Raw genomic sequence first — 21,682 nt, 5'->3', positions numbered from 1 at the left:
AAAGCACCCTTTGCCAAAAACCTACCAATTTGCCCAATGAATTGCCCAACTGCCCAAAATTAACCGTAAGTTGTTGATTTATAAGGCGATACAGCTACCTTACGCCAGATGCAGCGCTGCTGGTGTCGCTGCTGCCGCAATTCGTGCACGTGCGCGGCGAACCGCGGCTGACCACGCTCGTGCAACTGGTGCGCGACGAGTCGCGCGCGCATCGCCCCGCGCGCGAGATCGTGCTGGCACGCCTGCTGGAAGTGCTGCTGATCGAGGCATTGCGGTTCACGGCCGGCACGAACGCATCGCCCGGCCTCGTGCGCGGGCTCGCCGATAACCGACTCGCCGCCGCGATCCGTGGCATGCACGCGCGCCCCGCCTATCCGTGGACGGTCGTCGAACTCGCGAAGGAAGCCGCGCTGTCGCGCTCGACGTTCTTCGAACGCTTCAGCCGCGCGGTCGGCGTCGCGCCGATGGAATATCTGCTCACGTGGCGCATGGCGCTCGCGAAGGACCTGCTCCGCCGCAACGAAGGCCGCATCGCCGAGATCGCGGGGCGCGTCGGCTACAGTTCCGCGAGCACGTTCAGCGTCGCGTTCACGCGGCATGTCGGGCGGCCGCCCGCGCAATATGCGCGTGACGAACAGGCGGTGGCGAACGGGGAATGAATCGCGCACGCACGCCATTGCGCGTCACGCGCTGCATGCAAGGGTCTCGCGCCGCGGCGCGCCAGATCGCCGGATCAACGGGCCGCCCCTGCCGCCTGCATCACGCGACTTGCGTAAGCTATCGGGCATGCCATAACGACGCACGAGGTATCCGATGACGAAAACGGCAAAGGACATCGACACGCCCGACCACTGGCTCGTCGCTCGGCGCGATCAGGAAACCGGCATCGAAAGCCTGCATGCGCATTTCAACGGCCATGCGTACGACGCGCACGATCACGACGACATGCTGGTCGGCTTCACCGAACAGGGCGTGCAGCAATTCCAGTGCCACCGGTCGCTGCATACGAGCGTGCCCGGCCGCGCGATCCTGATCGAGCCGGGCGCGATGCACGACGGCCATGCGCCCGAAGCGGGCGGCTTCACCTACGGAATGCTGTACCTGCCGCAAGCATGGGTCGAGCGCGCGGCGCGCCGGCTGGACCTGCCGGGCCTCGGCGGTGTCGAGGCCTCGTTCGGCCATACGCTCGTCGACGATCGCGGCCTCGTCGACGCGATTCGCCACGCATTTCTCGCGATCCACGGCAACGAGGGCCGGCTCGCGCGCGACCAGACGCTCGACCGCCTGCTGACGCGGCTCGGCGGCGAACTGCGCGGCCCGCTCGCGCTGGAAAGCGGTGTCGTGCCGCCCGCGATCGCGCGCGTGCGCGACCTGCTGCATGCGCAGATGGACGGCAACATCGGGCTCGACGAACTCGCCAGCGTCGCCGGGATCGACCGGTTCCGGCTGACCCGGCTGTTTCAGCACGCGTTCGGCACGTCGCCGCACGCGTATCTGGTGCGCTTGAGGTTACGTGCCGCGCGGCGGCTGCTGGCGGCCGGCCGTACGCCCGCGCAGGCGGCCGCGGACGTCGGCTTCGCCGACCAGAGCCATCTGGGCCGCTGGTTTCGTCGCGCGTACCGGATCACCCCGGCCGCGTACCGGCAGATGTGCACAAACGTTCCAGACTGATCGCACGCGGCATCCGATCATGAGTGCCCCAATGAGGAGCAAGCATGTTCGATACCAAGGTGGCACTGATCGTGCGCGACGATCTCGCGGCGTGGCAGAAACTCAATGTCGTCGCGTTTCTCGCGACGGGCGTCGCGGCCGAAGCGCCCGAAGCGCTCGGCGAGCCTTACGAGGATGCGGCGGGACGCCGCTACGGCCGCATGCTGGGCCAGCCGATGCTGGTGTTCGCGGCCGACCTGAACGGCCTGCAGGCCGCGCATCGGCAGGCGCTGTCGCGCGAACTCAAGATCGTGCCCTACGTGCGCGCGATGTTCTCGACCGGGCACGATGCAGCCAACCGCGAGGTGTTTCGCGCCGAGGATGCGGAGCATCTGGATTTGGTCGGTCTGGCGCTGCACGGGCCGAAGAAGGCCGTCGACAAGGCCGTGAAGGGGCTGGCGCTGCATGCGTAAACGCCGCCTCAGCCGCCCCGCCGTTCCGGATCAGCGATGTGCGAGCACGTTGACGAGCTTGCCGAACGGATCCCGCACATAGAACCGCCGCACGCCCCAGGGCTCGTCGGCCGGGCCGTATTCGACCGGAATCCCGGCCGCATTGACGCGGGCGAGCGCTTCATCGACGTCGTCGACCTCGATCGACAGATCGGGCGTCGGCGTGCCCGATCCGCCCTGCGATGCGAAGCTGATCTGCACGTCCATCTGCTCGGCATTGCCGTAGGTTGCGATCCAGCCGTGATCCATCAGCAGGTCGAGGCCGAAGATCCGCTGGTAGAAGCGTTTTGCGTCGTCGACTGACCGGGTGTCGATATTGGCGACGATTCGTTTGACTTTCATCGGGTTCCTTCGCGGGGCATGACCGTACCGCGACGCTACACCGGAATCGCGCGCGCAACCAGTGTGCGTCAGCGGCCGGCCGCCTCCATGTTCGCCCGCCGCGCCCGCGCGGGGGGCCGCTCGACCTGCTTGCCGGCCAGCCACACGCCGATCGCGACGACCACGATGCCGAGATAGGTCGTCACGACGATGCGGTCGCCGAACATCCACGCGGCCCACATCAGCGTCACCGGCGGTTCGAGATAGACGAGGGTCGCCACGCGCGTCGCGGGCATGCGCTTGAGCAGCGCCCACAACGACAGGTAGGCGACGAAGGTCGAGAACACCGTCAGCCACACGACGGAGACCCACACGTTCGGCTGGGTCGGCACGTGCAGGTCGCCCGTGACGACCCCGCACGCCGCGAACAGCACGAGGCTCACGCAGCCCTGCACGAACAGCGGCAGGAACAGCCCGTCCTCGTTGCTGCGCGCGGCCGTCAGCGCACGGCGCCGCTGATAGATCGTCGCGATCGACAGCCCCAGCGCCGACACCAGCGGCAGCAGGTACATGACGAGCCCGACCGACCCGGCCGGCAACGCATATTGCCCGCCGATCACGATCCCCACGCCGACGAACCCGACGACGAGCCCGGCCCACTGTCGCGCCCCGCTGCGCTCGCTGCCTCCGAGCGACGTCATCGCGGCCGTCATGAGCGGCTGCAACGCGGCGACGATCGCGGCGATGCCGGGCGGCAGGCCATGCTGAATCGCCACGTACACGCAGGCCAGATAGAGAAACTGCGACAGGAAGCCGATCACCGCGTGATAGCGAAGCTTCTCCCACGTCAGGCGCCCGAGCTGCCGGTTGAGGACGATCGCGAGACAAAGCGTGACGAGCAGGAACCGCCAGAACAGCAGGTTGAACGCGCCAGCCGTCTCCGCGCCGAGCTTGGCGCCGATGAAACCGGAACTCCACGACAACACGAAGACGAGCTGGAGCAGGAATAGTGGCATGGGGCGACGGCTCTCAGAAAGTTGCCGGGGACAGGCGCTGGTCTTGCAGATCCTCGGGGCGGATCGGTTCGAGCCCGAGGCGGCGGTACTGCAGTTCGGCGTCGCCCCTGAGCGCGCGCTGCAGCGCCAGCCAGTTGACGACCGTGCGCGGGATGCCGTCGTCCGACGCGAGATGCCAGAACCCGTTGTCGTCCTCCCGCGTGTACGGGCAATGGAACGACAGCACCAGCGACATGCGGCGCCCCGACTCGACCGGTTCGACGCCATGGAACAGCTTGCTGCCATAGATGAGCAATGCGTCGCCCGCGTTGTCCAGATTCGCGGCCTTCACGTGCCGGCGCTCGCGATCGTGGCGGTCGAACGTCTCCGCGGTCGATTCGTAGAACAGAAAGTTTCCGCCCTCGTAGTCGGATCGATCCGACAGCACGATATTCAGCACGAAGCTGGTGCCGTCGGTGTGCCACATCCCCAGTTGTTCCTTGCCGTCGCGCCGGTCCGTCGGATAGTAGTAGTTGAACTGCGACCGCGCATTGACCATCGGATACGGAATCAGCGGTACGCCGGCCAGACACGACACCCTCAGCAGGAACGCGCGGTCGTGCATCATGTCGTCGACGAACCGCGAGCGCTCCGTCACCGCACGCACGCGCTTCGAGATGATCCAGTTGCTGCTCGACGCGCTGCGCTCCAGCGCGCGGCCGATCTCGCGCAACGCATGAATCGCTTCGCCGGAAAACAATCCGCGAAGATGGCACACCGCGTTGAGCGCATCCGAGCGCGTGCCGCGCATCGGCACATCACGATAGCCGAGATCGTCGAGGTTGCGCCGGTATCGCACCTCGTAACCGTCGCGCAGGCATGCGCGGGTCCAGCGCATCGGTTCCGTCGCGGCGTCCAGCGTGCCGTCGACATTCGCGCCGCCGGACAGCGACGTCTGCAGCGCAAGCCTCACCCGATCGAACCCTCGCGCAAACACCGGCAATGCATTTCCCTTGTTCATCGCGTGCCTCGCTGTCGTCGTTGCGGCATTCAGCCCTTGAACTGGGCGATCTGGTACACGACGCTGCCGTCGCCGCTGTGCAGTTCGTCGATCACGCGGCAATTGGCGTGGCTGTGGCGGACATGGCGGAATTGCTCCGGCGTGTATTTCAGGCAGACGTTGGTGATCAGATGCCCGTCGGCCCCGGCTTTCGATACGGGCTGAAGCGTGACCGCCACATGGAACTGGTCGCCGAGCAGATTGAGCCGGACGATCGACACATGGTGCTCGCCAAGCGGCTCGAAGCCCTGCTGCCGGCTGACGACTTCGGAAAACCGCACCATGTTCTCGTTACGGTAGAAGTTGTAGATGGGCTCTTCCCGCCCCTCGACCAGCAACTGCATCTCCGACACGACGTAGGTCGACTTGCCGCCGAGATTACGGATGAGCCGGCCGATCGTCACGGGCAGCTCGTTGCCTTCCTGGAAGCCGAGCATCGTGATGAACGTCACGTCCTGGCCCGCGTCGATGCGGTTCCATTGCACGTTCCGGTAATCGTCGGCGATGTAGTTGAAGCAGCCGGGCGTTTTCAGGAACGGCATGATCGCGTGCCGCATCGCGTCTTCCGACGACTCGTTGATGTCGACGGCCGTGTAGCGCAGATGGTCCGGGCCGCCACCGCTGACGGCCTTCATGAGTTCGGTCGTCTTGACCGGCTCCGGCCCGAGCTCGATGTAATGCACATCGCGGCCGCGCGACAACGTCGCGAGCCGCTCGCTCAACTTGCCGATCGCTTCGCGCAACGAACCGTTGCCGTCGCGGTCCGCGCACAGCGCGGGACTCCGCACGCCCAGCTCGTTCAGGTTCCGCATCAGCGAAAACACCTCGCGCCCGGCTTCCTTTCTCCTCGCATCATCGTCGCTGCGCTTCAGCGTCGAATACTTTTCGTGATTCTCGACCGTCCATACCGACTCGGCCTTCAACTTCCTGTCCCGCACCAATGCATCTACAACGAAATCATTGATCGACATGAATCGTTCCCCGGATACGTGCAACGCGCGACCGGCTGCCTGCCGTTGTCTGCCTGTTGACCGAGAATATGGGATGCCCAATAATTCCGTCAATCGACATTACCTGAATCAATGATTCGGAAAAACCAAATCATGCCGCGCACCCTGGACGTCGACCTGCTGCGTACCTTCCACGCCGTCGCGAAGCTCGGCCGCTTCAAGGATGCGGCCGCTCATGTGAATCGCAGCCCGTCATCGGTCACGGCGCAGATTCAGAAGCTCGAGGAAATGGTCGCGCAGCGCCTGTTTACGCGAAACAACCAGGCCGTCGAACTCACGCAGTACGGCCACAAGCTGCTGAGCGACACCACCGAGTTCCTGCTGAGCCACGACCGGCTCGTCGAATCGCTGTCGCCGCAGATGCTGACCGGCAAGCTGCGGCTCGGCATCCCCGATTCGTACGCCGCGCACTTCATGGCGGAATTCCTGCCGCGCTTCGCCGCCGACCGCCCGCTGCTCGAGCTGACCGTCGAAGCGCGCTCCAGCGAAGAGCTGCAGTCGCTGTTCTCGCGCGGCCAGTTGGACATCACGATCGCCGTGGTACAGAAAGTGCCGCCGCACGGCGAGCTGCTCAGCAAGACGCATCCGGTGTGGGTGGCCGCGCGGACCTTCAAGTTCAATCCCGATGCGCCGCTGCCGATCGCCGTGCAATTGCAGGGCTGCCCGTACCGCGACACCGCGCTGAACGCGCTGAAGAAGGCGAAGATCGCGCACCGGATGCTGCTCGAAAGCGCCAGTTCGCCGGCAGTCGAAGCGTGCATCGCCAACGGCCTCGCGGTCGGCCTCATCGAACACGATCGCGTCTCCGGCAACCTGACAAGCCACGTCGCCGGGATCGTGCTGCCCGATCTTCCGCCGCACCTGATCACCATCCTGACGGACGACAGCAATCGCGCCGCGCTGCATCTGCGCGACGTACTGAAAAGCACGTTCAGGATCGGACTGTGAAGGCCAGGCCGGGAACCGGCCCGGCACGAGCCAGCGCAAGAAGAAGCGCCGCCGGCCCGTTGCGGGCCGGCGGCATCCGGCGTCAGCCGCCGAGGTAAGCCTGCTTGATCCGGTCGTTCGCGAGCAGGTTCGCGCCCGTATCGGCGAGCACCACGCGCCCCGTTTCCAGCACGTAGCCGCGATCGGCCACACCCAGCGCCTTGTTCGCGTTCTGCTCGACGAGGAACACCGTGACGCCTTCGTCGCGGATCGTCCGGATGATGTCGAAGATCTGCGCGATCACGAGCGGCGCGAGGCCGAGCGTCGGCTCGTCGAGCAGCAGCAAGCGCGGCTTGCTCATCAGCGCGCGGCCGATCGCGAGCATCTGCTGCTCGCCGCCCGACATCGTGCCGGCCCGCTGCGTCGCGCGCTCCTTCAGGCGCGGAAACAGCTTGAACACGTGCTCGATGCCGTCGTCGATCTCGTGACGGCTCGCGAAGAAGCCGCCCATCTTCAGGTTCTCGAGCACCGTCAGGCTCGGGAACACGCGCCGCCCTTCCGGCGAGATCGCCATCCCCTGCCGCATGATCTGGTGCGTCGACATCGCGGTGATGTCCTTGCCCTCGAACAGCACGCGGCCCGACGACGCGCGCGGCGTGCCGCACACGGTCATCATCAGCGTCGTCTTGCCGGCGCCGTTGCTGCCGATCAGCGTGACGATCTCGCCCTTGTTCACCTCGATCGACACGCCCGCGAGCGCCTCGACCGCGCCGTAGTGCGTATGGACCTGTTCCAGCTTCAGCATCACTCTTCCCCCAGATACGCCTTGATCACGCGCGGGTCGTTGCGGACCGCTTCCGGCGTGCCGATCACGATCGGCCGGCCGTGCTCCATCACGAGGATGCGGTCCGACACGCCCATCACGAGGCTCATGTCGTGCTCGATCAGCAGCACCGATACGCCGAACTCGCGGCGCAGCTTGTCGATCAGGTGCTGAAGCTCGATCTTCTCCTGCGGGTTGAGGCCGGCCGCCGGCTCGTCGAGCATCAAGAGACGCGGCTCGGTGATCATGCAGCGCGCGATCTCCAGACGCCGCTGATGCCCGTACGACAGCGTGCCGGCCGGCCGGTTGGCGACCGCCTTCAGCCCCATCCGTTCGAGCCACACGGCCGCGCGTTCGAGCGCCTCCTTCTCGGCGCGGCGATAGGCCGGCGTCGCGAACAGGCCGGGCAGCAGCCCCGACTTCACCTTGCGGTGCTGCGCGACGAGCAGGTTCTCGACGACCGTCAGCGACTTGAACAGGCGGATGTTCTGGAACGTGCGCACCAGGCCCTTCACCGCGATCTTGTGGCTCGGCAGCCCCGCGATCGGGTGGCCGTCGAGTTCGACCGCGCCGCCCGTCGGCTTGTAGAAGCCGCCGACGCAGTTGAACACCGTGGTCTTGCCCGCGCCGTTCGGCCCGATGATCGCGAACACCTCGTCGCGGCGCACGTCGAAATCGATGCCGTCCACCGCGAGCAACCCGCCGAAGCGCATCTGCAGCCCGGCGACCTTCAACAGTTCTGCATTCGTGCTCATTGCGGCAGCTCCACGTGGGGACGGCTCGCGGGCAGCAGGCCCTGCGGACGCCACATCATCATCAACACCATCACGAGACCGAAGATCAGCATCCGGTACTCGGCGAAGCCGCGCGCGACTTCCGGCAGCACGGTCAGCAGGATCGCCGCGAGAATCACGCCGAGCTGCGAACCCATCCCGCCGAGCACGACGATCGCGAGGATCAGCGCCGATTCGATGAAGGTGAACGATTCAGGATTCACGAGACCCTGGCGCGCCGCGAAGAACGCGCCGCCGATGCCCGCGAACGCCGCGCCGAGCGTGAACGCCGACAGCTTGATGCGCGTCGGGTTCAGGCCCAGCGACCGGCACGCGATCTCGTCGTCGCGCAGCGCTTCCCACGCGCGGCCCATCGGCATGCGGATCAGGCGGCTCGTCACGAACAGTGTGAAGCCCACCAGCAGCAGCGCGATCAGGTACAGGAAGATCACCATGTGCTCGCCGCTGTATTCCAGCCCGATCAGTTCATGGAAGGTCTTCGCGCCTTCGACGCTCGCCGAGCGCGCCATCTCGAAACCGAACACCGTCGGCTTCGCGATGCCCGAGATGCCGTCCGGGCCGCCGGTGACGCTCGTCAGGTTGTTCGCGAGCAGGCGGATGATTTCGCCGAAGCCGAGCGTGACGATCGCGAGATAGTCGCCGCGCAGCCGCAGCACCGGGAAGCCGAGCAGGAAGCCGAACGTCGCCGCCGCGATCGCGGCGAGCGGCAGGCATTCCCAGAACGACAGCCCGAAATACTGGTTCAGCATCGCGTACGTATAGCCGCCGACCGCGTAGAACCCGACATAGCCGAGATCGAGCAGCCCCGCGAAACCGACCACGATGTTCAGCCCGAGGCCGAGGATCACGTAGATCAGCGCGAGCGTCGCGACGTCCACCGCGCCGCGCGAGCCGAAGAACGGCCACACGAGCCCGACCGCGAGCAGCACCCACACGACCACGCGCTGCTGCTGCGCGCCCATCGCGGGCATTGCCGGCAGCTTCACTGCCGATTTCGCACGCACGAGCCACGGCTTGAACAACTGGAACAGGAACACGGCCGCGACCGCGATCCACACCGGCCGCCAGTGCGGCGTGAGCACGACCTGGTAGCCGTCGAGCTTCAACTGCAGCCCGAGCACGGGGATCGTGAGGATCGCCGTCAGGAACGCGGCGGCCACGGCATTTTTCAGCGCCTGGCCGAACGATGCGTCGGCGGCCGGGCGGCGAACGGAAATGACTGTACTCATCTGCGTCTCCGTCAAACCTTTTCGATGTCCGACTTGCCGAGCAGGCCGGTCGGGCGGAACAGCAGGATCAGCACGAGCAGGCCGAACGCGACAACGTCCTTGTACTCGGCCGGCATGTAGCCTGCAGCGAAGGTTTCCGCGAGGCCGAGCAGCACGCCGCCGAGCATCGCGCCCGGGATGCTGCCGATCCCGCCGAGCACCGCGGCGGTAAACGCCTTGATGCCCGCGACGAAGCCGATATACGGATTCAGCTTGCCGATCGTCAGCCCGATCAGCACGCCGCCGACGGCGGCCAGCATCGCACCGAGCACGAACGTGAACGAGATCACGCGGTTCGTGTCGATGCCGAGCAGGTTCGCCATCTTCATGTCCTCGGCGCACGCGCGGCACGCCCGGCCCATCCGCGAATGCGAGATGAACAGCGTGAGCGCGATCATCAGCACGAGCGTCACGCAGACGATCATCAGCCGCGAGTACGGAATCGTCACGTCGAAGTCGCCGCCGAGGTGGATGTCGAACGCGCCGGAGATCAGCACCGGCACGGACACGTCGCGTGCGCCCTGGCCGATCTGCACGTAGTTCTGCAGGAAGATCGACATGCCGATCGCGGAGATCAGCGGCACCAGGCGCGGGCCGCCGCGCAGCGGCCGGTACGCCACGCGCTCGACCGCGAAGCCGTACAGGCCGGTGACGATCACCGACACGATCAGTGCGGCGCCGAGCACGAGCGGCAGCGGATAACCGGCGGAGACGCCGATCGCGGTCAGGGTCACGAGGCCCACGTACGCGCCGATCATGTAGATCTCGCCGTGGGCGAAGTTGATCATGCCGATGATGCCGTAGACCATCGAATAGCCGATGGCGATCAACGCATAGATCGCACCCAGCGTCAGGCCGTTGACCAGCTGCTGGGCGAATTGAGGAAAGAAGTCAGTCATGTGCGGGAAGCTCCCGTTGGCGCTGGGTCGCGTGCCGCCGCCGGATCACGGCGTTCGGCCGCGCGCAACGCACGGTGTCGTCTCGGGCCGCCCGCTGGCCGCGCAATGGACAGATGCGCAGCCAATACGCACCCGCCCCGTCCGGGTCTCGGACGGGGCGGATTGCGCGGGCGGGTACTCCGTGTTACTTGGCGGCGGTCTTCGTCGCGTCCTTGTGCCACGTGTAGACGACGAACTTGAACGCCTTCAGGTCGCCCTGTGCGTCATACGCGACCTTGCCGATCGGCGTGTCGAACGTCGTCTTGTGCATGTACGCGGCGACCTTGGTCGGATCGGTCGTCTTCGCGCCCGCGATCGCGTCGGCGATGATCTTCACCGCTGCGTACGACGGCATCTGGAACGGGCCGTTCGGATCGCGCTTCTTGTCCGCGAACGCCTTCACGAGCGCCGCGTTGGCCGGATCGGCCGAGAAGTCGGCCGGCAGCGTGACGAGCATGCCTTCCGAAGCCGGGCCGGCGATCGCCGTCACGTCCTTGTTGCCCACGCCTTCAGGGCCCATGAACGTGGCCTTCACGCCCTGCTCGCGCGCCTGGCGCATCAGCAGGCCCATTTCCGGGTGGTAGCCGCCGAAGTAGACGAAATCGACGCCTTGCGACTTCAGCTTCGTGATGATCGCCGAGTAGTCGGAATCGCCAGCGTTGATGCCTTCGAACAGCACGACCGGGATCTTCGCGGCTTCGAGGTCCTTCTTCACCGACGACGCGATGCCCTGGCCGTACGACTGCTTGTCGTGCAGCACGGCGACCTTCTTCGGCTTCACGTTGTTGATGATGTAATGCGCGGCGGCCGGGCCTTGCTGGTCGTCGCGGCCGATCGTGCGGAAGATGAAGTGACGCTTCTTGCCTTCGGTCAGCTGCGGCGCGGTGGCCGACGGCGTGACCATCACGATGCCTTCGTTCTCGTAGATGTCGGACGCGGGAATCGTCGAACCCGAGCATACGTGGCCGATCACGTACTTGATCTTCTGGCTGACGATCTTGTTGGCGACGGCGACGGCCTGCTTCGGCTCGCATGCGTCATCCATCATCACGACTTCGAACTTGTTGCCGCCCGCGCCGCCTGCCGCGTTGATCTGCTCGATCGCGGTCAGCGCGCCGGCCTTCACCATGTCGCCATACTGGGCGACCGAGCCGCTCATCGGACCAGCGATGGCGATCTTCACGGTTTCCGCTTGCGCGGCGGCGGCGCCCGCGGCGAACAGCACGGCGGCGACGGAAATGGACGTAAGACGGGACAGCGTCATCTGGGAGCTCCTCGATGTTGTTTAGTCATACGGGCAAAGGCGGCATGACTTGCGCAATCGAACAGCACCCGGGGCGAGGACATGGGACACGCCCGAGACACATAGAAGACGGAACTCCAGCGGAATGTTGCGTAGCGGGGCCCGGCTCTTGCAGTCCCCGAAGGGGACGTCTGGTTCGGAAAGACATCGTGATGCGTCTTGCATTGCGCAAGCGTTTCGCCTGCCCCGCTTGCCAAATCGCTTGATCGGAGGGATGGTCCGACAGCCATTGGCAAGGCAGTCGAAATTATATGGGCGTTTTTAAATCGTCTGTCAAAAATGCCGGTCGAGTGAGGGAAAACACGTAGGGATGGGGTGGCGGTCGGTAGCGATGACGGCGCAACCTTGGCAGCGCGGGAACGTTTGCTGGGGGTGCAATTTGGTTGCTATCGGTGAGGGTTTTCTAGCGCTGTGCCTTGTCGGGATTGAGATCAGGTGACAGGCGATCTTGCACGGCTTGTGTCGGGGTGGGTAAAGGGTCGCATCGTCGTGCTTCAATCAACTGATGATTGGGTTGGTGGGCACCATTGCAGTGCGTTGGGCTGAGCGGCTCACGCCTTCCGTTTGCCGACGGTTTTCGTCGATCAGAAAGGTCTTCGTTATTAATATGAAATAATACGAATTCGCCTCTGCAATCCAGCCAGCCTTCCTCCGAGCCGCGTCCGCCGCGCTTCGTAGTCGCTTCAGGGCCGCTTCGACGGCCGTCCGTTGCCCAGCCGCCAGCCAGTGATCTGCCGTTTTTTCAATGCACATCACCTGATTGGGATCGCTGATGAATCATCCTTTCCGTCTTCCTTCCGCCGCCGCGTTTGCGTGTGCGCTTTCTGTTTCTGCTGCCGATGCGTCGGGTCGCGATACGCTGGCCGATCGGTCGGCGGGTGCCAATGTGTTTCGCTCGGAGCGGCGTGCCGCTGCTCGTGATGATGGGCATGCGGCACGTATGAGCCGACGCCGCGTGCAGTATGCCGCGCCCGTGGAGCGAAGCCCGTTCGATACGCCGGATACGCGGCCGCTGCGTGTGTCGGGCGATACGCTTGTGGCACCGCAGCCTTTGTCGGAACACGAACCCGATTGGGTCTTGCCCGCGAATCGCGTCGCGCTCGGCGCGGGTGGCAGCGATAGTCTCGGTCGCGCGTTGCCCGGATACGAGCAGCGCGAGCAGAACTGGAATGAATATCTGCGGGCTAACGGATCGCGACCGGCTGGAAGTGGCGGCTCGTATGCGCCGGCTCGTCCGTACGATGCTGCGCGTGGCCCGCATGGTGCGCCTAATCCGTTTGATCCGTCTGTGCCGCAACCTGAGACGCGCACGTTCTACGACAACGGCGCGGGCACACATTGCACGGCAACGAGCGGTGCGGGGACTTCGCGGTCGTCTTGCAATATCGCGTGGTGATGCGCTGGGGCGGGTGATACAGCTGATAGCCATTGCCCTACCCGGCGCGCTGCGCGACGTCGCGCAGCGCGGCCGCATCCTGCGGCGTCGCTCTTACAACTGCGTGATGATCAGCCTGCCAGGCTCAATATCGATTCGCGCCTTTCGGCCCGGAACAAAACACGCATCGCTGATCAGCCACATTCCACCAATCTTCATGTACGGGTAGAACTTCTCCGGCTTTACGTACGTTTTCGGCGTACCCCACATTTCCTGGATCGTTACGAAACGTTCCGTCTTCGGTGGTCGTGCTTTATGATTCGGCTTAGCCATGGGCAACTCCTGTTCAGTTGGCTGTGGTTAGCGGGTCGTGAGTGTTCCTAGCACTTGCGGCCCGCGCTCGTTTACCGCGGCGTTTTGATGGTTTGGATTCCTCCTTTGTTGGTGGTTTGGTGGGAACGGGGTTCGACGTGTGGATCAGGACGTGCGACGTATCCATCCACGCGCGCGATCATCATCGCTGGACATTGCCTATTAGACAGTGTTCGTTGCTTGGGCGCACGTTAGCCGTTGGTTATAGGCACGCAACGAGGTCAATGCTCACAGCCATTGCGAGCGCTGATGGCGAATGTCGATCTGTCACAGCGAACGATTGATCAGAACTTGACGATTCGAAACAGTTCGATTGGATCGGACGAACTGTATGAGTTCGTCTCGATATGGATGCGACTGCTGCTCAATCTTTGTTGTCGCTCGGGGCTTCAGGATATTGCTGCGGGTTATGTCCGGTTTCAGTATCTCAATCAGACCGATATCGACCCGAAGCGGTTAGCTTGAATGCCCCGAATCATTGGAGCGGGCCAGGCCCTACCCGAGGCAATTGACCACGACGAACCTTGCCGACAACGTTCAAATTTCATTAGACGGGATATGAAAACGTCGAAATCTGGATAAACGGTTGAATTTGCAATTGAAATCCGTAGGGCGGCGTATGTGCATGATCGAAACGCCCTCCGAACAGCCGTGCGGCAGAAAATTCGATATATGTGCGCTTATCTTCTCGGATGACACGTGCCCCTGGACAATCGAGCAGGTTGAGCCGAACAAACGGCTCTGAAACCCCTTCATTCTTAAGCAAGACCTCGACGTCGCAATCGAGCGGCCATATCGTCAGACTCAAGGAAAGAGGCGCTCTCGAAACGAGATACTGATAGTAAATTCCATACTCGCCCACTACCGGAATGGTTTCAAGTGCTTCAAGAAAATCCGACGGTTCCCATGAGAAATTTGGCATAGAGCTTCCTGTTGTATCGCAGCCGGACCTTGTGTGGACTCAACGCCAGCGCATCTGATCCTCGTTTGAAATTCGCCCATCTTTGGTGGATTTTCTGCAATCTCCCCAAAGATGTCGAACGACCGTTTGTGGCTTAACCAGGCCGGCTACCACCGGGGAGGCGGCCGTCCTACGGAAGCCGACCCATTCCTGCCGGTCGACCCGCTGTATCCTCAACGGCCGCTTCCAAGGTACAAAGGCCATACCTTCGGTCCATTGATGGGCCCGGTGTTTGAAAGCGAGTCACTCCGGCCCAAGTTCCAGCCAGTTCGCCTCGTTAACCACCGAGGCGCTCCGCATAGACACGTGCAGTTTGCTGGTTATAAAAGACGATGCCCACGCCCTGGACGGGTTTAGAGACAAGGTGTTGGTCTATTTGACTCTAGTAGTCACCCTTATATTCGGCGAAGCCGTCATCGAAGTTGACAATCAGGAAGGCGATGCGCATCGCATTTCCATCGACGTCGTAGGCATCTTCGCCCCCACTCCATATCAGATGAATTATCAAGTAACACCCAGACTCTTCTGAGTGAGCACATAGAACATCGTCATTACTGATGGCATGCGCTATCACCTTCAGCGCGCACCAATGAAATGGATGACCCGGAGATCCAATCGATCTCTAACCGCCTTCACGGCCTCTTATGCAGCCACAACAACCACATCGCCACATCGCCACATCGAACAGCAAAGCTCATCGCAACAGGCTGTCAACTCATTCGAATATTAGCCCCCTCATCGGAAGGCCCCCAGAAAAACACTCCCAAAATTAAATATCAAAAAACCACTCAATGAATTCGTTGAAATTATTCCAACGAGGATTAATACCACCGCCCATGAATCTTTTCAGGCTACCCCCTAAACCAAGATCAAAAACCTCATCGGTTTCAGTGTTATAGAAATACCCCCGCTCTCCAGAGAACGAATCCAGCGGGATATATGGCTCCGGAACATTAAGAACCTCACGGGTCATTCTCAATCTAATATCATAATCCGAGTTATTTAAAAACCAGCAAATTTGATATATTTCCCCGTTTTTTGATGTGAATGTTGGACCGTCCTCAACGTGCAGATAGAATTGCGAGAAATCCGAAGATATGTCAATCCCCATCCTTAAGAGGGCATCCCTATATGTCGGCTCAACATCGTCAAACCACCAGTTCTTACCTTTGCAAAAAGAGATAATTTTATTTGTTAACGTATTGTCCTCCACATCGCCCAGCAGATTTTCTTCGCTCCACTTCATTAGCAGCACGCTGTTTCCAATATTCCTCTCGATCCGCATTAAATGTATCTCTATTCACCGGGTTCACGGGATGTGCGTTCGGCAAATATGGATGCAGCGCGTTAGTGCCATAGTATCTTTGATGACCATTCGCAACGTTCACGAAGCGGATGACAAATTGCTGCATGAAACACTTTGCTTTTGCCACCCAAGTTGCCCCAATCACCTATCGCATCAAGGCTCTGGATTAACGGGAACCTTTCTTTGGTCACGAATTTCAAAAATCCTCACATAGGCGCCATACGAATAAATCACCTCCGTGTATTCAAGATTTCTTTTTTCGAGCTGAAATACACTAGAAACCTTGCCGCCCACATAATTCAACCGCACAACGCGCGTCAATTGAGAATCAGGATTCTCCCCAAATGCATTTCCAAAATACGTACCGAGTTGCAGCATTCTCCGAGCTCAGTACAATAAGGTTCAATAGAAAGCGGCGCATCAATCCCGTAACCCCATCTTTCGGATTTAGCGCTCTCCTTGGCGCGCCTCAAGAAATTTGGATAAGCACCAGCACTCTCAATTATCAGATTAACAAGCTCACCCTTTCCAATTATTTGATCCATTGGATCAACCTCTTTCCGTCTCACCCTCATACTCAACCACCACCCTTATAGCGCGACCACGATCAGACTAGAATTTTCTGCGAAACATCAACCGATAAAACCGTTTGACCGAGACCAAGCTATAGCCCCCTCACTTTATCCGCACCCCTGCACAGCAACTGGCCGCCGTCATTTATTAAATTAATTTAACCCACCACTCCAGGCAAAATCCAATCAATCTTCCGGCCATTCATCCGAGTCCAAGCTAGAGTCTCGACTCAACTGGTTCATGAACGACTCAAACGAGCTCGCCAGCATGGTCTGCAATACGGCATGGTTCTGTTCTGCACTTAAATCTGAGTCAAAAGCATCCGTCGCGTAAAAAACAACACTCCCGTCATCCAGATTAAGGCAAAAGAAATTACCCCCTGGATCGTGGGCAAATGGAAGCAAATTATTTGGAATCACACTCCGATCAAGCATCGATTTATAGTGTTCAACGAGCAGCGAATCCTTCGTCTCGTAAGCCGCGGTGTTGTATTTGATCGGATAAAATCCCACGACCTCAAAAGGCTCGCCCTCACCCGAATTATCGAACAACGCATTCTCAGGATTCCCCCCATTATTTTTCAAATAATGATCGCGAAATTCCACCGGCAATTTATGCCCTATTTCTTTTTCGATATTTTCAAAATCAATAATGCTGATTTTCGCGGCACAGTTTTCAAATTCGTTGATTTCCATCGCTCCTCTCCTTCAAATGCAACCCACTGGCTTCCTACCCTTAATCCATCCTTTCTGCTCCGCAGCCATTACGCCCTCAGGGCCATACTTCGCGCCCAAGTGCTTTTCAAACTGCTCGACCGAACCAGCATGAGGGTAAGTTGCTTCGTGTGCACTTCGCTTCACCAATTGCATGGTCGTTTTCCCAGTCTCGGGATCAAAATCTCTCACATGATGCCATGTATATCCCGCCGTCTTTGCCGCGGCTGCTTCTTTTGGTGTAAATCCTGCCTGCTGATAAGCAAGCGTAAAGTCGCGACCACGTGTCCCTTGCATCACAATTTGAACGATGTTTGATTGCTTCCCAGTTACTGGAAACAGATCTGGACTACCTGTGAAATCAACTCCCTGGAGAGCAAGGCCCCACGGGTCGATCCAAACAAGTGGGTTAGGACCGTAGGCATAGAAGTTTGATCCCCCCATCAACCCAATCGGGTCGGGGTTGATGAAGCGACCAATGTCAGGATCATAGAACCGGAAAGTGTTGTAGTGCAGACCGGTTTCGCGGTCCAAGTACTGTCCTTGGAAACGAATGTTTTGCGGCCGTGGCACGTGGACAGGCGTCTGCATCACATCGTGCACCTGCCCCCACGCCGGCGGCGGCTGGGACGTCCGCGCAATCCATTCCTCCTGCACCGCGTTGCCCCAAACTTTGTAGCGGGCCTGCCAGATCAATTCGCCGTCGGCGTCGGTTAGTTCTTCCGGCAATCCCGACACGTCGTTGTGGAAGTAGTAGACCGCGCCCCTTGCATCGGCGTCATTCGCCGCTGGCATCCTCTGGTCGATCCGCGCAAGCGGCACATAGCTATTGGCCTCGTACAAGTACGTCAGTGCTTCCTCGCCCTGACGGTCGTGATACGTCTCCTGCACGAGCCGCATGCCATCCCACAGGAAATCCGTACTCGCGTACCCGCCATTGAGCTTACGAATCCGGCGACCGAACGCGTCATATTCAAAATGCGTCGTCGATATGCCAAGGCGGTCCTTCGTTACGACGGTCTTCAGTTGATGCCAGTCGTCGTATTCGAGGTTCAACTCTTTGGCAGGCCCGTGACCGCTGAGCTTGCGAACAAGCCGCCCATATGCGTCGTATTCGAAGCGCTTGTCTTCGAACATCTTGAGCCGGTTGTGCTCCACATAGCCGCCCGGATGATCGCTCGACACAAGGTTCGCCGCCGCATCCCAACGGAATACCTCAGACGGCAACCCCGGTCCCATCGACTGCTCGATACGCCCGGTCGAGTCGTAGCGATAGTTGGTCGTGCCATAGCGCTGGTCGCGCTTCTGGATCACATCTCCAGTCGCATCGTATTGCCACTGCTTGGCGAGCAACGCCTCCACAGCAGCGCCACCCTGCGCAGCAAATCGCGCACGGCGGCCGACCGCGTCATATCCAAACTGGCTGGTCAGTCTGCCCTGCGTGCGCAGCACCTCCCGATGCAGGTCGTCGCGTTCGATGTCGGTGATCGCCGCACCATCGACACGGATCTGGTGCACGTGACCAGAGCCGTAATGCAGCCAGTCGATCGTGCGCTCGCCGGAAATCGTGGTGCTGACGCGATTGCCGAGCTCGTCATAAGTGTGCGCGAGCCAGCCCGTCGGCGTGTACTCCTCAAGTACCTCGCCGCGCGCGTCGTATTTCAGGTTGACCCGATTTTTCAGCGACGGACCACGGGCAGTTAGCGCGTACAGCTCTCCGGACGTAATTCGGCTTGCCTTGTCGTACAGGTATTCGCAACGTTCGCGTCCAGAGACCTTCGCCGCCAACCGCCCGAGCACGTCGCGCTCATAGGTGGTCTGAAGTTTCCCCTCTCTAAGCGCGATGCCCAGTCCACGGGCATCGTACTCATACGAGCGGACGCTACCGTCTAGCCCAACCTCCTCGGTCAGCAGATCACGTCGGTCGTAACGGAAGCGATAGGTTTCCCGATTCTCGTTGGTCAAACTCGCGAGCCTGAACGCATCGTCGTAACCGAATCGCACCACACGATTAGCCGCGTCCGTCCGTGACAGCAGCAATCCACGCGGATTGAGTTCGTAACGCGTGCTGCGCTGGTTCGCGTCAACGACCTCGACCAGACGCCCGGCCGCATCGTATCGGAACATCTGACGCGCGCCATCGGCCGTTCCAATCCCCGTGACCCGCCCCATCGCATCCGCTTCATACACGGTTGACTGGCCCGCCGCATCGGTCACACGCGCGAGCGCGCCACGTGCGTCATACCCGAACCGCGTGACCTTGCCGGAACAATCGGTATACGAAGTCAGCTGCGCACGGCCATTCCACTCGAGGAACTTGTAACCGCCGCGCGCGTCGCGAATCGTGTGCACCAGCCCGCGCTCGTCCCGGTGATACTCGGTCGCAAATCCCGCCGGATCGCGCGTCATCGTCAGGTTGCCGCGATCGTCGTAGCGGTAGATCCAGCGCGAATTAGCCGGATCGGTTTCCGCAACAGGCAGGTCGTAGTAAGCGTTCCACTCGGTCCGCTCAACCTGCCCGAGCGCGTCGATACGCTGGGTCTGGCGCCCCCGCTCGTCATATTCGAAGCGCGTCGTATGCCCGGCCGGATCGGTCGTACTGACCAACTGCCGCATCGCATTCCACTCGAGTTGCCAAACGTGGCCTTCCGCATCCGTATGGCTCGTCGGCTGCTGATCCTCGTTCCACGTCCACTGCGTCACTCGGCCGATCTGGTCGGTGATCGTTACCGTACGCTGCGCAAGATCCGCATTGAACGTGTACGCCTCGCCGTCATCGGTCCAGTGGCGCACGACACGCGCGTCGCGGCCAACGCCCTGCCACGCATAAAAGCACTGCAGTCCGCCGCGCAATGTGTGCTGGACCATCAGCCCGTGTTCGTAGCCGAAGCGTCGCCCGGTGTGGCCACTGCGATCGGTAACAGCCATCAGCTCGCCGGCATCGTTGTACGAATAACGCACCAGCGTGTCGGGTTGCTCACCGTCCACGCCACGAGTCAGCTCGATCGCGGCAATGCGTCGAGCGTTCGATTTATCGTACGCCAGCGTCAGCATGCGCCCGGCGCTGTCGTGCAGCCGAGCCGGCCGCACAACCTCACCAGCCGCTTCTTGCTCCACCTCGATCCAGTTACCGTTGCGATCCTCGAGACGCCACAGCTTGAGCATCTCGGTGTCTGCATTAGTGCGAGCACGACCGAAATCACGATACAGCCCATCGACCGTCTCGACCACGTAGTGCCCGCCGGCAGTACAGATCAGGTAAATGCCTTCGGGAACGCTGAAATGGCTCTCACCCGGCGGCACGGCCGGGAACACGATGTCGCGGCCCTGCTCGTCCCAATACGTGATCGACGTGACCTCGCCATGCTCACGCGCAAGCCGCAATTCGACGCTGATCGGCACGCTCCAACCCGGCCCGAACAAACTGTCAGCACGATCATCATGGCTGCTGTAAAAACGCCGCCACACGATCGGCAGCGGCCCAGGCAATGTGAAGTCGGTATCGTCCGTGCCATCGAGAAACTTGCCGCCGGTAATGACGTTGACCGGGTGACCGGCCGACGGCCTCGCCAAACTGCCGAGCCAAGTACCGAAGGCGCCGGCCGCAAAATTGATCGCGATACAAGGCAGCTTGCCTTTCAGAAACTGCCCCCAGCTCATCTTCCCGCGGCCACAGACCGCCAGCGCAATCCCGAGCGCCGCACCCAACCACCCGAGCCGGCTCGCCGACTTGACGTCCCGCACCCGCTGCGTGCCGCCGCCGATGAAAACGTTGTCGGAACCTTCGGCAATCGTCCCGTCGCAAGTCGTCTTGTCGCCGACGCGCGCGGCCGGGTGATCGTTGATGTAAACGCTCCCCGACCCGTCGGCAATCATCTGCGGCCCGGGATGATCCGTACACGCGACGGTATCGAGATCCCCCGGCCGCGCCGCCCGCGCAGCCGCCTTGTTATTGACATAAACGTTGCCCGAACCGCTGGCGATCTTGCCTTTGATCTCGGGCGGCGCGATCGAATTGGCCAGCGCCTTGGCGCCGTCGTCGATGGCTTCGTTCATGCCGCTCGCTTCCATCAGCGCGCCCGAGCCGACCGCCACGCCCACACCGATCGCGATAACCAGCGGTGTCGCCAGCCCTGCCGTACCGATTTCGAGCGCGGCCAGGCCGACGAACACGAGCCCCTCCATCGCCTCCGCCACCAATGCACCGACAACGGCACCACCGATCACCGACCCGACCGTGCCTGCAAGCTCACCCCAGAACGACGTGTGCTGGATCGGGTCTTCGAAGCGCGCGGCCGCGAAGTGTTCTGCGCTCACGACGCGTCACCCGGGCCGAGCAGGGTTGGTCGAGCCGCGCGCGGCTGGAAACTGGCCAGCATGCGGTCGGCGATCGCCTGCTGCTCTTCGGTCAGCGGTGCCGCGCTGGTCAACGTCATCACCAGCACGCGGCCGGCGTCGTCCGACGGAAACATGGTCTGCAGTTGATGCCAGAGCCGGCCATCCCGCTCGAGCGTGGAATCGATCTGGATGCCCGAACGGCCCGCCACCGTCACAGCCCGGCGTGCCTTCTCGGTGAGCATCTTCGCGTCGCGCGACGCCACTTCCCATTCGCGCGCGACGAACGCGTCGATATCTTCCCCGTCGCGCAGCCGCCCACGGGCGATCACGAGGTTGAGGCCACCGGGGCCGGCGTTCATCACGAGGATGTTGACGGTGCGGTCGAGCGCCGCGTCCGGCAGTTCGAAGGTGCCTTCGTGGATAGCGTAGTGCATGGTTGTGTT

General features: G+C 61.7%; 20 protein-coding genes and 1 pseudogene. 5 read left to right on the top strand and 16 right to left on the bottom strand.

Annotation, left to right across the window (positions count from 1 at the left end; translation table 11 throughout):
* Positions 1 to 92: 92 nt before the first annotated feature.
* From HWX39_RS32100 to HWX39_RS32090, 3 genes and pseudogenes are all read left to right on the top strand, one after another.
* Positions 93 to 659 (top strand): annotated as a pseudogene (locus HWX39_RS32100) (AraC family transcriptional regulator); the annotation flags it as partial.
* Between the two features lie 154 nt (positions 660 to 813).
* The gene (locus tag HWX39_RS32095; protein WP_175971617.1) at positions 814 to 1,671 is read left to right on the top strand and encodes an AraC family transcriptional regulator; all 858 of its coding nucleotides are present in this window, start codon (positions 814 to 816) and stop codon (positions 1,669 to 1,671) included.
* A gap of 44 nt (positions 1,672 to 1,715) precedes the next feature.
* Positions 1,716 to 2,123 (top strand): DUF2000 domain-containing protein, encoded by a 408-nt coding sequence (locus HWX39_RS32090; RefSeq protein ID WP_175971616.1) that lies wholly within the window; start codon positions 1,716 to 1,718, stop codon positions 2,121 to 2,123.
* Positions 2,124 to 2,153: 30 nt separating this feature from the next.
* Here HWX39_RS32090 and HWX39_RS32085 read toward each other — a convergent pair whose 3' ends face one another.
* From HWX39_RS32085 to HWX39_RS32070, 4 genes are all read right to left on the bottom strand, one after another.
* Positions 2,154 to 2,504 carry a VOC family protein gene (locus HWX39_RS32085; RefSeq protein WP_175971615.1) on the bottom strand — a complete coding sequence of 117 codons (351 nt, stop codon included), beginning with the start codon at positions 2,502 to 2,504 and terminating at the stop codon, positions 2,154 to 2,156.
* 68 nt (positions 2,505 to 2,572) lie between these two features.
* The gene (locus HWX39_RS32080; protein ID WP_175971614.1) at positions 2,573 to 3,499 is read right to left on the bottom strand and encodes a DMT family transporter; all 927 of its coding nucleotides are present in this window, start codon (positions 3,497 to 3,499) and stop codon (positions 2,573 to 2,575) included.
* A 13-nt stretch (positions 3,500 to 3,512) separates the two neighbouring features.
* Positions 3,513 to 4,499, bottom strand: a complete 987-nt coding sequence (locus HWX39_RS32075) for a 2OG-Fe(II) oxygenase (RefSeq protein ID WP_175971613.1) — start codon at positions 4,497 to 4,499, stop codon at positions 3,513 to 3,515.
* A 29-nt stretch (positions 4,500 to 4,528) separates the two neighbouring features.
* Positions 4,529 to 5,509 (bottom strand): hypothetical protein, encoded by a 981-nt coding sequence (locus HWX39_RS32070; protein WP_175971612.1) that lies wholly within the window; start codon positions 5,507 to 5,509, stop codon positions 4,529 to 4,531.
* Between the two features lie 132 nt (positions 5,510 to 5,641).
* Here HWX39_RS32070 and HWX39_RS32065 point away from each other — a divergent pair, with 132 nt between their 5' ends.
* On the top strand, positions 5,642 to 6,496 hold the full coding sequence (locus HWX39_RS32065) for a LysR substrate-binding domain-containing protein (protein ID WP_175971611.1): 855 nt from the start codon (positions 5,642 to 5,644) through the stop codon (positions 6,494 to 6,496).
* 82 nt (positions 6,497 to 6,578) lie between these two features.
* Here the strand turns inward: HWX39_RS32065 and HWX39_RS32060 are convergent, their stop codons facing one another.
* The 5 genes from HWX39_RS32060 to HWX39_RS32040 all read right to left on the bottom strand — a co-directional run bounded on the left by HWX39_RS32060 (position 6,579) and on the right by HWX39_RS32040 (position 11,562).
* Entirely contained in the window at positions 6,579 to 7,280 is a 702-nt protein-coding gene (locus tag HWX39_RS32060; protein ID WP_039366289.1) for an ABC transporter ATP-binding protein, read from the bottom strand.
* On the bottom strand, positions 7,280 to 8,053 hold the full coding sequence (gene livG / locus HWX39_RS32055) for a high-affinity branched-chain amino acid ABC transporter ATP-binding protein LivG (protein ID WP_175971610.1): 774 nt from the start codon (positions 8,051 to 8,053) through the stop codon (positions 7,280 to 7,282). The genes HWX39_RS32060 and livG overlap by 1 nt, the downstream gene beginning before the upstream one ends.
* Positions 8,050 to 9,321, bottom strand: coding sequence for a high-affinity branched-chain amino acid ABC transporter permease LivM (locus tag HWX39_RS32050; protein WP_175971609.1), 1,272 nt, complete (start codon positions 9,319 to 9,321; stop codon positions 8,050 to 8,052). The genes livG and HWX39_RS32050 overlap by 4 nt, the downstream gene beginning before the upstream one ends.
* An 11-nt stretch (positions 9,322 to 9,332) precedes the next feature.
* Positions 9,333 to 10,259, bottom strand: coding sequence for a high-affinity branched-chain amino acid ABC transporter permease LivH (gene livH / locus HWX39_RS32045; RefSeq protein WP_175971608.1), 927 nt, complete (start codon positions 10,257 to 10,259; stop codon positions 9,333 to 9,335).
* A 184-nt stretch (positions 10,260 to 10,443) separates the two neighbouring features.
* The gene (locus HWX39_RS32040; RefSeq protein ID WP_059584440.1) at positions 10,444 to 11,562 is read right to left on the bottom strand and encodes a branched-chain amino acid ABC transporter substrate-binding protein; all 1,119 of its coding nucleotides are present in this window, start codon (positions 11,560 to 11,562) and stop codon (positions 10,444 to 10,446) included.
* Positions 11,563 to 12,373: 811 nt separating this feature from the next.
* On the opposite strand from HWX39_RS32040, the gene HWX39_RS32035 reads away from it, so the two are divergent.
* Positions 12,374 to 12,997, top strand: coding sequence for a hypothetical protein (locus HWX39_RS32035; RefSeq protein WP_175971607.1), 624 nt, complete (start codon positions 12,374 to 12,376; stop codon positions 12,995 to 12,997).
* A 93-nt stretch (positions 12,998 to 13,090) separates the two neighbouring features.
* Here the strand turns inward: HWX39_RS32035 and HWX39_RS32030 are convergent, their stop codons facing one another.
* The 7 genes from HWX39_RS32030 to HWX39_RS32000 all read right to left on the bottom strand — a co-directional run bounded on the left by HWX39_RS32030 (position 13,091) and on the right by HWX39_RS32000 (position 21,673).
* The gene (locus HWX39_RS32030) at positions 13,091 to 13,309 is read right to left on the bottom strand and encodes a hypothetical protein (protein WP_175953161.1); all 219 of its coding nucleotides are present in this window, start codon (positions 13,307 to 13,309) and stop codon (positions 13,091 to 13,093) included.
* A 586-nt stretch (positions 13,310 to 13,895) separates the two neighbouring features.
* Entirely contained in the window at positions 13,896 to 14,270 is a 375-nt protein-coding gene (locus HWX39_RS36495; protein ID WP_244135133.1) for a hypothetical protein, read from the bottom strand.
* A gap of 808 nt (positions 14,271 to 15,078) precedes the next feature.
* Positions 15,079 to 15,564, bottom strand: a complete 486-nt coding sequence (locus HWX39_RS32020; protein ID WP_208458861.1) for a hypothetical protein — start codon at positions 15,562 to 15,564, stop codon at positions 15,079 to 15,081.
* A gap of 204 nt (positions 15,565 to 15,768) precedes the next feature.
* A complete protein-coding gene (locus tag HWX39_RS32015) occupies positions 15,769 to 15,993 on the bottom strand; it encodes a hypothetical protein (RefSeq protein WP_175971606.1) in 225 nt (74 codons plus the stop codon).
* Between the two features lie 380 nt (positions 15,994 to 16,373).
* Positions 16,374 to 16,883 carry an SMI1/KNR4 family protein gene (locus HWX39_RS32010; protein WP_175971605.1) on the bottom strand — a complete coding sequence of 170 codons (510 nt, stop codon included), beginning with the start codon at positions 16,881 to 16,883 and terminating at the stop codon, positions 16,374 to 16,376.
* 12 nt (positions 16,884 to 16,895) lie between these two features.
* Positions 16,896 to 21,218, bottom strand: a complete 4,323-nt coding sequence (locus HWX39_RS32005; protein WP_175971604.1) for an RHS repeat-associated core domain-containing protein — start codon at positions 21,216 to 21,218, stop codon at positions 16,896 to 16,898.
* Positions 21,215 to 21,673: a DUF1795 domain-containing protein gene (locus HWX39_RS32000; RefSeq protein ID WP_175944116.1), complete on the bottom strand. Its 459-nt coding sequence runs from the start codon at positions 21,671 to 21,673 to the stop codon at positions 21,215 to 21,217. The genes HWX39_RS32005 and HWX39_RS32000 overlap by 4 nt, the downstream gene beginning before the upstream one ends.
* Between the last annotated feature and the right edge of the window lie 9 nt (positions 21,674 to 21,682).

It is taken from the genome of Burkholderia sp. BCC0322 (assembly GCF_902833045.1).
Lineage (GTDB): Bacteria > Pseudomonadota > Gammaproteobacteria > Burkholderiales > Burkholderiaceae > Burkholderia.
Note: the sequence above shows the minus strand (reverse complement) of the source record. Positions and strands in the feature narration are given on the sequence as shown.